Origin of the sequence: Shewanella woodyi ATCC 51908 (genome assembly GCF_000019525.1) — a bacterium.
In the GTDB taxonomy this organism is placed as follows: Bacteria; Pseudomonadota; Gammaproteobacteria; order Enterobacterales; family Shewanellaceae; genus Shewanella; species Shewanella woodyi.
The window spans coordinates 1,968,211-1,983,038 of sequence record NC_010506.1 but is presented as its reverse complement, the minus strand read 5'-3'; the positions used below and the strand labels follow the sequence as shown (position 1 = coordinate 1,983,038).

The following is a 14,828-nucleotide window of genomic DNA, read 5'->3' as shown; positions in this document are numbered from 1 at the left end:
TCCCGTAGAATTCCTGCACTGCGTTAGTGATATCAACAAGGGAGTAACCATTATCCTCAATCACTGCCTTGTTCAGCTATCCTACGGGAGCTCTGAAACGAGCATCTTGAGGTAGCTTGGGTATATATAGAGAAAGCAAGTATCAAGCCAAAAGGACTTTAACTACACAGTAATACACGCACTCTCTGAGCTAATACAGCTCTACTAGCCACTACATCGGCCTTTTTGCACATAACTTTAATCTATTTATCTAACGCTGCCTTAGAGGCACACTAATTGCTTTAGTCAGCAAAGAAGAACGTAAACCGCCATAACTATGGCACTTTTTCGTTTTAAGTTATTAAAGATCTGGAGCTAACATTATGCAAAAAACAGGATTTACACCTTATAGTCATCAAGGCGATAGCTCCTTTTGGCGTACTGGTGTTGCTGATATTGAACTTGGACACGAGATATTTCCCAAACTTCATAACATTCATTTAAATCAGCATACACCTAGGATCTCATCCATAGGATCCTGCTTTGCACAGCATGTTGGTAAGTGGCTAAACGCAGGTAGTTATCTATTTAATCAAAGTAAGCTTGAATCCAACCAAGTTTCCAGTTTTGCATTTGGTAACCTCTATACACCAAGGGGCTTTCTGCAATGGTTTGATATTGAGGACAGGGGCAGCCAACTTGATATTAATTGCGCTACTTATTGTAAGGACAACAGGTATTACGATCTATTAAGGCCCAACTTTAATCCTGCAGGTTTTGACTCACTAGCTGATTTAGTGACAGCTCGCAGCGAGGCCTCGGCAGAAATGCGCGCAACAATCACAACCACAGATGTACTGGTTTTTACCTTAGGGTTGACTGAGGCCTGGAGAGATAATGAAGATGTATTCTATCCCAGTTGCCCAGGGATCATCTCTGGCAAATTTGATGATTCTATTTATCAGTTCCATAACTTCAGTTATGAAGAGTTATGTGCAGATCTTAAAGCGATTTCTGCAAGACTCAAATCCATCAACCCGACGATTCAGATCATTTTAACGGTATCACCAGTACCTTTAACAGCTACCATGACTGACAAACATATCTTAGTTGCCAATCAAGGTTCAAAATCATTATTGCGGACCGTTGCAGGCTTCATGAGCGATCATTATTCCGAATTTTCTTACTTCCCCTCATACGAACTAATAACCGTTCCCAATGCTGGCGACTTTAGATTTGAGAGCAACCTAAGATCTGTCACTCCACAAGCTGTCAACTATGTTATGCAGCATTTCAAAACTGTGATTGATAAACAGAGTTCCCCTAAAACAGTTCATGATGAAACAGCTCAAACCACTATAGAGCAGCCGGATACTAATGAAGTCGTTTGCGAAGATGAGTTACTCGAAGCCACAAAAAAACTTCAAGAGAGCCAACAACAAACTCAAAAGGTGAACCTCACCCTTTTTGGTGACAGCCATATGGGTAAACTATCACGCTCACTAAACCAAATGGATATCCCCCATTGTGGCGGTATGGTTATGAACGGTTCAGGCTTCTCACAAAAGAAGTTTGCCATGTGTGATGCCGAGTATTTTGTTCCCCTCGAGAGCGCCATTTCGAGGAAGCTTTGGTCTGAGATACTAGTAAACTTAAATACTCATCAGCAAGATAAAACCTTAGCGAATTCCACCATCATCACTAACCTAGGAATGCAGACACATCAGAATATCTCACGATTTTCCAAATGGTTAGAGCAAACCTACCCAGAAGGCGTTGATGAAATCACTACAAAAGAGTTTGTCGACTATTTTAATGATGATCTCACCGATCAACTCTCTATCTTGTTGAAGCTTCACAATCAGGGACACACAGTGATAGTGGTATCCGATCCACCATTTTGTCAGTACTTTAAAGAGTCTAAATCGATGACAAACCTCATCTACTCATATTTCTATGCAGTGGAATATGTATGGAGTCAATTTGGTCTTACCTTCTTTAATGCAGCGACGACATTCGATCAAGAGGTCACAGATCCTGAAACTTATCTGTCCGAGATACAATACGCTGACGGTAATCATGATTGGATCCACGGCAATGATAAATACTACAGCTGGCTCGCAAACAAACTCATCCCATTAATCCAACAAAAATAACTCCAGAACGGAGAGTCATCTCGCGCTAACCTGATGGTTATGGGCTAAGCCCATAACCACGATTTATCAAAACATTCAAACTAAGCATGACCAATATAGACTTACCCTGCAGCTAAAACACTAATAAGCTCTGCTATTAAGATAGAGGCATGATAATTGCTTTACCATAAACATATGGCTGACAGTCGCTGTTACTGTCATTTTTATGTCGATAGCGCCACTCATCACTGATATCGACGGCAATAGATGGATATAAAATGAAATTTGTAACCTTGCTTCTGCTTACCTTAATATCGCTCTACTCCCACTTAGCTGTGGCTGCTTGGGTCGTCGTCAAAGGGGAGTCTAATATTGTTGATGGCAATGTCACCAAAGCTCGCGAAGATGCCATTCATCAAGCCCTAACCTATGCCACACTTCAAAATGGCGCCAGCTTTACCAGTACTCAAACGGTTAATAATGGTCAATTAACCCAAGACAGTTTTTCACTACAAAAACAGTCCCAAGCCGCTAAAGTTGAGCTTATCAACGAGCTAATAGAGGGCAATAAACTCACTGTCATGGTAAAAGTTGATGTTATCGGAGCCAGCGCTCACCAAGCCCAATGTGACAGCCAGTCACTAAAAGCGGCAATATTAGTGCCCCAGTCGATGATAAGAGACAGAGCACAACTGCGTTACGGCAATATCGGCGCCTTTGAAAAAGCCCTCTCTGTTCGCATTGGTAATGCACTAACCCAGTCCTCAAATAGCAGTTTCTCCCATATTCACGCCAATGAGCGACTCGATATAGAACAAGCCTTAGTGGATATCAGAGGTTACAGACTACCTAGCTGGCTCAGCGAAATAACCGACAGCCAATATGTGCTGCTTCCAGAGATCATCGATATCTCCACCAACCCTGCCGAGAGCAACATGTTAGGACTCTGGAGCAGCGATCCCATTCGCCAATTTCAACTCAGGCTCTCCCTTTACCACGGGATCAGTGGCGAGCAGATCTGGAGTCAAGATTTCACCTCATCGGCGCCCTGGGAGTTTGAACGTCAGGAGACAGTTCCCTCGAATCAAAATCGATTCTGGAACTCAGCCTACGGAAAAGATATCGACAAGGTGCTAGCCCAAGCAGTACAAGAGATTGATACCAGTTTAACCTGCCGCCCCATTCTTGGTCAGGTGGTCGCTAAGCAACATGACAGAGTGATCATTAATCTAGGTCGCCGCCATGGGATCCGCGTCGGAGACACGTTCCAGCTAGTCCTTCAAGAAAACATGCCTGATCGTTTTGACAAGATGCGCGCCGTAGCCAGTGAGAGTAAAGCGACCATTAAGATAGACCAAGTCACTCAAGACACTGCCACAGCAATGTTAGTGAACCAAAAAGCCGCCTACAATGTGCAGATTAACGACATCGCGATAAAGATGTGAGCTATGAAGAGTATAAGAAATAAGCAACTAAATTAATTAGCTTTTCATCCCCTCTTTTCATTAGGGAGAAAACCAGTATAATCACTCCCGTCTCCCTATAGCTCAACAGGATAGAGCAGTCGCCTCCTAAGCGATCGATCGGGGTTCGAGTCCCTGTGGGGAGACCAAACTTTTCCAAGTGCCGACTGGTACTTGATGGGCAGTTCCATCTTAGTTAGCTCTGATACATCAACTTTCATTGTTATCTGTTTCGTTTTTTCAGTTCAACTAAGTTCAGCGTTATCTATTGCTTGCCGCAGGCTGATGTGAAGCTACTTCTGTGACACGCAACAAGTACGTCCCTGTAAGCTCGACGACAGCATCCATGCTGTCAACGGCCACAGCCGCATCTGCACCTTTATCTGAAACAAGTTCGTCTCTTCGATTTTGATAAAGGGGTCGGAGCAAATTAGGGCTTTCGGATTAACTCAGATGCTTATCCTCATCTGAATTTCGAAATTAATGAGAGCTGTTGTATCTACTTTTTACACGAACACTGACACAATCTGTAACCTATCCACTTTAGACTCTTTCACAATCACAGTCACATTCCCCCATCAGTTCTACCGTGGTGCTCCCAAGCTCGCCCTTTCCTGTGAAATAGCCAATTTCTTGTCAGAGGTTACTGAAAGTCAGCTCATTATGGTACCTAGAAAGGGGATGTTAGTGATTTGGTTCATTTTTTGCATTAATTCTCGGTGTATTAAAAATATTTTTAGTAAAAAATAAGATAGACTTTAGTTATCACTAGATCCACTTGTAATAGCTGACTTATCTATAAGTTGAATGCATCAAACCATCGGTAGCACAATGACAAACACCTTAAAGCTAATTGGAAGAGAGAAAGAACTGTTTACTCAAGATATTGGGCATTACAAGGCTCAGTTAATCGATGAGGTTAGTCAGTCTCGTTTTCTCGTTCTAGGTGGTGCAGGCTCTATTGGTCAGGCTGTGGTAAAAGAGATTTTTAAGCGTGTTCCATTAAAGTTACATGTCGTCGATATCAGCGAGAATAACTTAGCTGAGCTAGTCAGAGATATACGCAGCTCTTTTGGGTACATCAATGGGGACTTTCAAACCTTCGCGCTCGATATCGACTCGATAGAATATGACGCGTTTATAGCTCAAGATGGTCAGTATGATTATGTACTCAATCTATCTGCACTTAAGCATGTCAGAAGCGAAAAAGATCCCTTCACCTTAATGCGCATGATAAATATCAATATTTTCAACACCGATAAGACAATTGAGCAATCGATAGCCTCTGGTGTGAAGAAGTACTTCTGTGTATCAACCGATAAAGCCGCCAACCCAGTCAATATGATGGGTGCCTCTAAACGTATCATGGAGATGTTCCTGATGCGTCGCAGTGAAGAGATGACAATATCAACCGCACGTTTTGCCAATGTGGCGTTCTCTGATGGATCATTGCTACATAGTTTTAATCAGCGCATGTTAAAGCAACAACCTATTGTTGCCCCGACAGATATTAAACGTTACTTTGTCACCGCTCAAGAATCTGGCGAACTCTGTTTAATGTCTTGTATTTTTGGTGAAAATCGAGATATTTTCTTTCCCAAACTTGATGAAGAGCAACATCTTATTTCCTTTGCTGACATCGCCGTAAGGTATCTTTCATCTAGAGGCTATCAAGCCCATATTTGTCAAAGTGAAGATGAGGCACGGCAATTGGCTGCCACACTGCCAGCTAAAGGCATTTGGCCATGCTACTTCACCGTCAGTGATACAACTGGTGAGAAGGAGGTTGAGGAGTTTTTTACCGCACAAGAAACCCTGGATATGGCTAGATTTTCGGAGCTGGGGATCATCAAGAATAGACTAAAATACGACCCAAAACTACTCGAGTTATTCGTACAAGAGATCGAATCAATGAAGTTAGCCAAGTCATGGAGTAAAGAGCAAGTAGTCCAGCTTTTTCATCTTATGCTGCCTGAGTTCGGCCATAAAGAAACAGGAAGGTCTCTTGATGAAAAAATGTAAACGAATCACGCTAAAAGGACTTCATTGCTATGTCGTCATTAGTTAAGTTTATTCGAGAAACCTATCAAACCAATGAGTTTATTCCTTTGCATGCTCCAACGTTTGCAGGCAACGAACAGGCTTATGTTGCAGAGACAATAACCAGTACTTTTGTGTCTAGTGTTGGCAAGTTTGTCACTGATTTCGAGCAAAAAATTGAAGCTTTTACTCAGTCTCCTAAAGCCATTGCCACTTCGAGCGGTTCCAGTGCCTTGCACACCGCTTTATACATGGCAGGGGTACAAAGTGGCGATCTGGTGATCACTCAATCCCTGACTTTTGTTGCCACTTGCAATGCCTTATATCACATGGGCGCAGCACCTATTTTTGTCGATATTTCTACCGTGAGCTTAGGGTTAAGCCCACAAGCTGTGCAAACTTACCTCGAAGAGTATGGGCTTCTTAATGAAGAGGGCTTATGTATTCACAAAGAGACGAAGCAAACCATCAAAGCTGTGATGCCTATGCATACCTTTGGTCACCCCGTTGAACTGGATGAATTAGTGCTCATTTGCCAGCAATGGAATCTTGTTTTAATTGAAGATGCCGCCGAAAGTTTAGGCTCACGCTATAAAGAAAAACATACGGGGACAATAGGTGAATTTGCCGCACTTAGTTTCAACGGCAATAAGATAATCACCACCGGTGGCGGTGGAGTGTTGCTCACGAATAACCAAGCCAATGGCATACGAGCAAAACACATAACAACAACCGCAAAGGTGCCCCACCCTTACGAGTTTTATCATGATGAAGCCGGCTTTAATTACCGAATGCCTAACTTAAATGCTGCACTTGGTTGTGCTCAAATGGAGAGTCTACCTCTGTTTATCGAACAAAAACGCGCTCTAGCAATGCATTACAACAGCTTCTTTGATGGCGGCGAATTGCTTTTTGTCCAAGAGCCGAGTTACGCAAAATCGAACTATTGGCTCAATGCGGTTATTTGTCCCAATCTTCATAGTCGTGACAAACTGCTCAAGTTAACCAACGATAGTGGGGTGATGACTCGGCCAGTCTGGCAACTGATGCATCGCCTTCCCATGTTTAAAGATGCGTTGCGTGGTTCACTTCAGCACTCAGAATGGTTTGAAGAGCGTCTGGTAAATTTACCAAGTAGTCCAATCAACACGAGAATATAACTTTATGAGGATGGGAGTTTTAGATACTCAACTGAGAATGAAAGAAAGAGAAACCCTATTTGCTCAAGTGGTTTGTGTGTGCGGGCATTTTGAACGAAAAATAAAGGCTGAGTTTTATGAACATTCTTGATGAAATTTCATTTATTGATATAGAGAATACTTCACAGTTACTAATGCACTATGATGGTATTGCAGCACTTTTTCTTGAATCCTTTGATAAGGAGCTAAATTGCGATTTATGGAAGTGGGCTTATCTTGATAACCCCTTTGGTGAGCCATTAGTATCCATTGCAATTCATGATAATAAAATAATTGGACACTATGCAGTCATACCCATGAACCTTGAAAACAGTTCGAGCTCTATGCTCGGATTTTTATCGATGACAACTATGGTCGCTGTAGATTATAGAAAGCATAGACTTTTTCAGCTACTCGCTGAGCGAGTTTATAAAAAAATAGAGAGCTTAAATGAACCCGCCATTGTTTTTGGCTTCCCCAATGACAACTCCGTACCAGGTTTCAAAAAACGTTTAGGTTGGACAGTTTCAGAAGAATACAAGGTCATCACCTTGCAAGCTGATATGATTGATTTAGCTGTAATACAACTAAATCAACACATAGATTCGAGTAGTTTTACTCTAAACCTTAGTCAAGAAAAAGTTTGTAACTGGAGAACAAGTAAGCCAAATCAAACATGGAGTTACGATAAAAACATTGGACTCAAAGCATTGGATGATGGATTTGATGTCATGCACCTCTCGACGGCTCCATCTTTAAATTTAGCCAAATCGATGAGCTCTATCAATTTAATTTTACCTGTTTCAGAGGAGTTTTTGGCTAATTCCGGTTGCGAAGTCGCTTTTGCATACCGATTTGGTTACAGGACTTTTAACACAAGTTCAGAGCCAAAAATATTTGTACAAATGTCAATGTCGGATATCTTTTAGTGAAAATTTTAGCGATAACCTCAATCAGATCAGATTATGATTTGTTAAGTCCATTATTTTTTAAATTACAGCAAGATACTAGTTTTGTACTCAAACTATTGGTCGGTGGAGCACATAACTCAACGTCTTTCGGTCATACAGTTAACGATATAAAGAATGATGGTTTTGATATTTTAATGGAAATAGAGAGCTTACTAGACTCTAACAGTTCAGCAGGTAGATTAAAAAGCGCATCAATATTGCTTATATCCGCTATTGATGTCGTAAAATCATTTAATCCAGATCTAATTATCTATGCTGGCGACCGTGAAGAAGTCATGGTTGGGGCACTATTAGGTGGTTATTTATCAATACCTACGATTCACTTTTATGGAGGGGATCATGCTGCAGATGGGCATATTGACAACCCCATTCGACATGCCGTATCTAAACTATCGACTTGCCATTTCGTAAGCACAGATGAACATGTGCGAAGACTACTGTCTTTAGGGGAGCCCCCCCAACGTATATTTAACATTGGCAGTATTGCATTAGATAAATTTAACAATGTTAAGCCTATTCCAAATATTAAAGACTTAATCGCAAATAAAACTGTAACCAAGCCAGCAGCAATATTAATTTATCATCCTATAGATGAAGAAAAGAGAATATCAACTCAACTCATTGACACAATGGTCGAATCTCTTAATTCTGCTGGGTATCATTGTTTTCTTGGTTTACCGAACTCAGACCCTGGTAATGCTGAAATACGTTCAGCTTTAAAGCATGCAGCTAAAAAATATGAGGATGTGACATTATATGGAAACTTGTCACGTGAACAATTTGTAAACTTATTTAAGCAATCCTCTTTGATTGTCGGAAACTCTTCTGCAGGACTACTCGAAGCTGCAAGCATTCCTGTACCTTGCGTCAATGTTGGAGCAAGGCAGAGGGACCGTTATTGCACAGATAACGTCCTATTTGTTGATGCCACATTAAAAGCTATCAAACAAGGTATCAAACAAGCTTCCTCACCTGAGTTCACTAAAAAATTAGCTCAAATCTCTAATCCTTATGGAAATGGCAACTCAGCCAAACTTGCTTATTCTCTGATTAAAGAGAATAACTTTGCATTAATAGTCGGTAAGACAGAGGATCCTTTAAAAAATGAAGACTAAAAAGGTACTTGTTATTGCTCCACATGCTGATGACGAGTCATTAGGTTGCGGTGGGACCATTCTAAAACATATCGACATAGGCGATGAGGTGCATTGGTTGATTGTCACAGGTATGTCTCTCGATTCAGGCTTCAGCGAGGAGCAAATTAACATAAGGAAAGATGAAATAGCCAAAGTTGGACTTCTGTATAAATTTAAACAGGTTCATGAACTTTTTCTTCCACCCGCATCGTTAGACTGTTTGCCAAAAAAGAACATCATTTCAGCTATCTCTTCAGTTATTCAAAGCGTGGAGCCTGAACTGATCTACACAGCGTATAGAAATGACGCCCACAGTGATCACGAAGTTGTTTTTGATGCCATCACGGCTTCTTCTAAAACCTTTCGATATCCATCGATAAAGCGGATATTAGCTTACGAAACTCTATCAGAAACAGACTTTGGACTTAAACCTGAAGATGGAGGCTTTAAACCTAATGTCTTTGTCGATATCTCAGATTTTTTAGAGCAAAAACTAAATATTCTCGATCATTTTGAATCTGAGATGAGTCACTTTCCCTTTCCTAGAAGTCGAAAAGCAATCTCATCCTTAAGCTTTGTTAGAGGAGTACAGGCTGGTTGTGAATCAGCCGAAGCGTTTATGTTACTGAAGGAGATTATTAGGTGAGTAAGACATTTGTTATTGCCGAAGCGGGCGTTAATCATAATGGCGATGAGAATTTAGCCATCGAACTCATCAATGTCGCCCATAAAGCAGGAGCTGATGCCGTTAAATTTCAAACTTTTAATGCTAAAAGTTTAGTGACAGCCACAGCCAAGCAAGCTGATTATCAGATAAGCAACACAAAAAAAGTCGAATCTCAACTTACAATGTTAAGCCGCTTGGAGCTGTCACACGACGCTCATCAACGCCTAATTAATTACTGCAACAAACTTGGTATACAGTTTCTTTCTACGGCGTTTGACTCTGAAAGTTTATATTTTTTAGTTCACACACTTCAGCTCAAGACATTAAAAATTGCCTCAGGTGAGATCACCAATGCTCCCTTTATACTTGAACATGCTCGTACAGGCTGCGATCTCATTCTATCTACAGGTATGTCGACCTTAGCCGAGATTGAATCAGCACTAGGGGTTATCGCATTCGGTCTAACAACATCAAACGATTCAACGCCAAGTATAGAGGCGTTTACAGCAGCTTATATGTCGCTAGAGGGGCAAAAAGCCCTAAAAGAAAAGGTCAGCTTATTGCACTGCACTACCGAATACCCTGCACCGTTTAATGAGATAAACCTCAAGGCAATGGATACCTTAGCATCGGTTTTTTCACTACAGGTAGGTTATTCAGATCATAGTCAAGGGATCACCATCCCCATCGCTGCAGCAGCTCGCGGAGCCAGCATCATTGAAAAGCACTTTACCTTAGATAACGAGATGTCAGGTCCAGATCATAAGGCATCACTGGAACCTGATGAACTAACGGCCATGGTTACAGCGATTCGCACTGTAGAGGCGGCAATGGGAGATGGGGTTAAAACGCCTCAAGTCAGTGAATTAAAAAATATTAACGTTGCCAGAAAAAGCTTAGTGACAGTTAACCCCATTCGAAAAGGTGACATTTTCTCAACTGAGAACCTAGCAGTTAAGCGACCCGGTACTGGCGCAAGCCCCTACCTATATTGGCAACGGCTCGGCACTAAAGCGGATAAAGATTACGCTATCGGAGAGGTGATTTTTGACTAAACCTGTCATTTTACTCGGCTCAGGAGGTCATGCGAGTGTACTCGCTGATATCTTATTGCAAAATAATCATACAATTTTAGCGGTGATCAGCCACAGTAAAAGTGCTCGCTCGGTCTTTAATGAGATACAACACTTTGATTCAGATAAAGATGTTTTACAATTCTCCCCTGATAAGGTTAAATTAGTAAATGGCTTGGGCTCCTTACCTGGCCAAAGTTTACGTCATGAGATCTTTGACTACTTTACGCAATCTAACTATCAATTTGAAACTGTGATATCCCAAAATGCAATGTTATCACCCTATTCCACGATTGGCGCAGGCTCGCAAATTTTCATGGGCGCGATCATACAAACTGGCGCAGTGATTGGTGAGAGTACAATCATTAATTCAGGAGCGATTATTGAGCATGATTGCCATATCGGCATGCACTGTCATATTGCCCCTGGAGCAACAATCTGCGGAGACGTTCGCATTGGTGAACACACTCATGTAGCCACTGGTGCGAATATCATACAAGGCGTCTCGATTGGAAAACACTGCATCGTTGCTGCAGGTGCTACGGTTACTAAAGATATGCCTGATAATTCGATCGCTTATGGTTATCGCAGTCAGATAGAGAAAAGGTCATAATATGAGCCCAATATTGAGTAAAGTAACAATATCCCCAGATAAGACGCTCCGCGATGCTTTAGAGCTCATCAACTCTCAAGCGCTACAGGTAGCGTTAGTCATAGATCATAATCAACACCTTTTAGGCGTGATCACTGATGGTGATATTCGTCGTGGTTTACTCAATAATTTATCACTCGATGCTATCGTCACCCAAGTGATGAATACGAACCCTAGAACAGCAGCTCCTTCGACATCGAAGAAAAAACTGCTTCAACTTATGCAGCAACACAGCATTTTATCAATCCCATTAGTCAAAGATAATATCCTCGTGGGATTAGAGACCTTAAAGAGTGCACAACAGCAGACTCATTATGCCAATCCGGTACTGATAATGGCAGGCGGTTTTGGTACGCGCCTAAAACCTCTTACAGATAGATGCCCTAAACCTATGTTAAAAGTAGGAGACAAACCCCTACTTGAGATAGCCCTGTTCAATTTTATTCAAGCAGGCTTCACCAATTTCTATATTTCAACTCATTACATGCCTGAACAAATCCAACAGCATTTTGGCGATGGTAGTCAGTGGAACATCAACATCACTTATGTTCATGAAGATACGCCATTAGGAACAGGGGGAGCCGTTGGCCTATTGCCTAAGAGTATTCCTCAGTTACCCACTATTGTTATGAATGGTGACATTCTAACCAAAGTGGATTTTCAACTGCTGCTCAAGTTTCATGATGACAATAACGCTGACGCCACTATGTGTGTCAGAGAGTATGACTATCAAATACCTTACGGTGTGATAAGTGGTACCGGAAGTCGCATTACAGGTATGATCGAAAAACCGATACAACGCTTTTTTGTGAATGCTGGTATTTATGTCATTAATCAAGAGATCATAAAGAGTGTTGCAGCTAATACATATATCGATATGCCGACGCTGCTAGAGCAAAAAATTGCTGATGAGGGGCATGTTCTTATGTTCCCAATCCATGAATATTGGCTCGACATTGGCCAAATGGATGACTTCAAACAAGCTCAGGCAGATATCTGCGCAATTGGTTTTGAACAATGAAAACCATCGCGGTCATCGGCCTTGGTAACATAGCTAAGCGTCATAGACAAAACCTGAAATTCATCTATCCAGATGCAAAAGTTATTGCTCTTTCTGCCAGTGGCAGAATCGCTGACGAAGAGATAGAGTTTGCCGATCTTCAGCTCTCAAGTATTGAAATGCTCATCGACAGCCAACCTGAATTGGTGATTGTCGCTTCACCTAGCCCTTTCCATGAGGCCCACGCAAGTGCGTTAATCCAACATGACATCCCTGTTTTGATTGAAAAACCTTTGGCTTCAGAGCCAGAAAGCGCCGACCGTATTCTAGGGCTAACTCAACAACACTCAGGGCAAGTGATAGTCGGGTACTGCCTGAGATATCTTAGCTCTGCCATCGAGGTTAAACGCCTTTTATCTCATAATGTTATCGGTGATATATATAACTGTCAGGCTAGCGTGGGACAATATTTGCCTGATTGGCGACCTAATAAGCATTACACGCATTCAGTTTCCGCGAACAGATCGCTTGGCGGAGGTGCCCTCCTTGAATTAAGCCATGAACTGGATTACTTACATTGGTTACTCGGTCCTTTAACGCTAAGCTATGCACAACTTAGAAGCACCAAGGAGTTGGCATTAGACGTTGAGGAGATTGCTGACCTAGTATTAACAAATGACACTGGATGCGTTTGCTCGCTTCATATGGATTTTGTTCAGAAACAAGCACAACGAGAGTGTACTTTTATCGGCTCAACAGGTCGGCTGCATTGGGACTTATTAACTAATACTATCACTCTTCACAATCATGAAGGCGCACAAGTACTCTACTCAGTTCCTCAGTGGGATAAGAACCAAATGTACATCAACATGGTCACTGACTTTATCAACAATATTCAACGCGGTGAGTGTACAACAGCATCCTTAGAAGATGCCTGTCATACAGTCAACTTGATTGCTCAAATTAAACAGCAGGCGACGTGGGGAGTCACCCAATGAAACAATACGCCTTTATTTTTGCACGTGGAGGGTCAAAAGGACTCCCGAGAAAGAACGTCAAAAATTTACTCGGCAAACCGCTTATCGTCTATTCCATCGAAACCGCACTCAATGTCACCGACATAGATAAGGTGTTTATCTCAACAGATGATGATGAAATTGCCACTATTGGTTTAGCATCTGGTGCAGAAATAATCCCAAGACCTGCCCACTTAGCTACCGATAACTCTCCAGAATGGCTCTCTTGGCAACATGCGGTGAACTGGGTTACGAGTGAATATGGTGAATTTGAACGGTTTATTAGTTTACCCGCTACCAGCCCACTAAGAAGTGTTGAAGATGTTGAATCAGCTATGCATAAGCTTCAAACAAGCAATGCAGATATCTGTATATCCACAACACCGGCTAATCGAAGTCCCTATTTTAACATGATAAAAGAGACTGGGTCTGGCCATGTTGAACTGGTAAATGCCAACTCAAAAGAGGTATGCCGGCGTCAAGATGCACCTATTGTTTACGACATTACTACCGTAGTATACGTATCAACACCTCGATATATTCTCAATGAAACAGGCCTTTTTGCAGGAAAAGTTGCTCACACTGTAATACCTAAAGAGAGAGCTGTTGATATTGACGATATCTATGATTTCAAATTCGCTGAAGCTATTTTAAGCAGTAAAGGACAGGTATGCTAAAAGGGAAAACAATCCTTATCACTGGTGCAGCAGGCTTACTAGGCTCACAAGTAACCTGCGCCATACTCGATCAAGGCGCAACCGTGATAGCCACAGACTTATCAATTTCTGCAATGACTTCAAGACTTAGCGAAATCAGGACAATTGAGTCTGATTCATTAACTTTGGTAGAGCTTGACTCAAATAATGAAGAGGCAGTAAAAAAATTTTTCTCAAATCAGGTCGAGATTTCTGGCGCCGTTAATTGTACTTACCCACGCAATAAACAGTATGGCACCTCATTTTTAGATGTATCTTTAGCAAGCTTTAATGAAAACCTGTCTTTGCATTTAGGCTCATCGTTTCTCTTTATACAGCAATGTGCGGCACAATTTATTAAGCAACAAGCCCCAATGTCCGTCGTTAATATTTCTTCTATTTATGGCGTAGTCGCCCCTGATTTCTCCATCTATAATGGTACAGCGATGACTATGCCTGTCGAATATGCAGCCATAAAATCAGCCCTACTCCACCTTAATAAATATGTGACAAGTTTTGTAAAAGACAGTCGATTTAGAGTCAATAGTGTCAGCCCTGGTGGTATTTTAGATAACCAGCCCACTGCGTTTCTTAACGCATACAAAAATTCAACTAACGGCCATGGGATGCTTTCACCCGAAGACTTAACGGGCTCGATCATCTTTTTACTTTCGCAACAATCGAAGTATATAACAGGCCAAAACATAATCATTGATGATGGATTTACACTATAAATTATGTTCAAGAAACTAAGCTATTGGTTCAAGGTTAAGCGAATTGGTCCAGACATACCTCTAACTCACCTCCTGTTGCACTCCAAACG

General features: G+C 41.6%; 13 protein-coding genes and 1 tRNA gene. All 14 read left to right on the top strand.

Annotated features, from left to right (window positions below):
* The first annotated feature begins 362 nt into the window (after positions 1-362).
* A complete protein-coding gene (locus SWOO_RS08080) occupies positions 363-2,135 on the top strand; it encodes a GSCFA domain-containing protein (RefSeq protein WP_012324221.1) in 1,773 nt (590 codons plus the stop codon).
* 257 nt (positions 2,136-2,392) lie between these two features.
* Complete coding sequence (locus SWOO_RS08075) at positions 2,393-3,559, top strand: flagellar assembly protein T N-terminal domain-containing protein (RefSeq protein WP_012324220.1); 1,167 nt, start codon at positions 2,393-2,395, stop codon at positions 3,557-3,559.
* Positions 3,560-3,650: 91 nt separating this feature from the next.
* A tRNA-Arg gene (locus tag SWOO_RS08070) sits at positions 3,651-3,726 on the top strand.
* A 682-nt stretch (positions 3,727-4,408) separates the two neighbouring features.
* Positions 4,409-5,599, top strand: a complete 1,191-nt coding sequence (locus tag SWOO_RS08065; protein WP_041418042.1) for a UDP-N-acetylglucosamine 4,6-dehydratase — start codon at positions 4,409-4,411, stop codon at positions 5,597-5,599.
* 29 nt (positions 5,600-5,628) lie between these two features.
* Entirely contained in the window at positions 5,629-6,777 is a 1,149-nt protein-coding gene (locus SWOO_RS08060) for a LegC family aminotransferase (RefSeq protein WP_012324218.1), read from the top strand.
* A gap of 116 nt (positions 6,778-6,893) precedes the next feature.
* The gene (locus SWOO_RS08055; protein ID WP_012324217.1) at positions 6,894-7,724 is read left to right on the top strand and encodes a GNAT family N-acetyltransferase; all 831 of its coding nucleotides are present in this window, start codon (positions 6,894-6,896) and stop codon (positions 7,722-7,724) included.
* Complete coding sequence (neuC, locus tag SWOO_RS08050; RefSeq protein WP_012324216.1) at positions 7,724-8,881, top strand: UDP-N-acetylglucosamine 2-epimerase; 1,158 nt, start codon at positions 7,724-7,726, stop codon at positions 8,879-8,881. The genes SWOO_RS08055 and neuC overlap by 1 nt, the downstream gene beginning before the upstream one ends.
* Positions 8,871-9,548 carry a PIG-L deacetylase family protein gene (locus SWOO_RS08045; protein WP_012324215.1) on the top strand — a complete coding sequence of 226 codons (678 nt, stop codon included), beginning with the start codon at positions 8,871-8,873 and terminating at the stop codon, positions 9,546-9,548. Before neuC ends, SWOO_RS08045 begins: the two co-directional genes overlap by 11 nt.
* Positions 9,545-10,624 carry an N-acetylneuraminate synthase gene (gene neuB / locus SWOO_RS08040; RefSeq protein ID WP_012324214.1) on the top strand — a complete coding sequence of 360 codons (1,080 nt, stop codon included), beginning with the start codon at positions 9,545-9,547 and terminating at the stop codon, positions 10,622-10,624. Before SWOO_RS08045 ends, neuB begins: the two co-directional genes overlap by 4 nt.
* On the top strand, positions 10,617-11,255 hold the full coding sequence (locus tag SWOO_RS08035; protein ID WP_012324213.1) for an acetyltransferase: 639 nt from the start codon (positions 10,617-10,619) through the stop codon (positions 11,253-11,255). The genes neuB and SWOO_RS08035 overlap by 8 nt, the downstream gene beginning before the upstream one ends.
* 1 nt (position 11,256) lies before the next feature.
* Positions 11,257-12,315, top strand: coding sequence for a nucleotidyltransferase family protein (locus tag SWOO_RS08030; RefSeq protein WP_012324212.1), 1,059 nt, complete (start codon positions 11,257-11,259; stop codon positions 12,313-12,315).
* Positions 12,312-13,292, top strand: coding sequence for a Gfo/Idh/MocA family protein (locus SWOO_RS08025; RefSeq protein ID WP_012324211.1), 981 nt, complete (start codon positions 12,312-12,314; stop codon positions 13,290-13,292). Before SWOO_RS08030 ends, SWOO_RS08025 begins: the two co-directional genes overlap by 4 nt.
* Positions 13,289-13,987: an acylneuraminate cytidylyltransferase family protein gene (locus SWOO_RS08020; protein WP_012324210.1), complete on the top strand. Its 699-nt coding sequence runs from the start codon at positions 13,289-13,291 to the stop codon at positions 13,985-13,987. The genes SWOO_RS08025 and SWOO_RS08020 overlap by 4 nt, the downstream gene beginning before the upstream one ends.
* Positions 13,981-14,739 (top strand): oxidoreductase, encoded by a 759-nt coding sequence (locus SWOO_RS08015; RefSeq protein ID WP_012324209.1) that lies wholly within the window; start codon positions 13,981-13,983, stop codon positions 14,737-14,739. The genes SWOO_RS08020 and SWOO_RS08015 overlap by 7 nt, the downstream gene beginning before the upstream one ends.
* Positions 14,740-14,828: the final 89 nt, after the last annotated feature.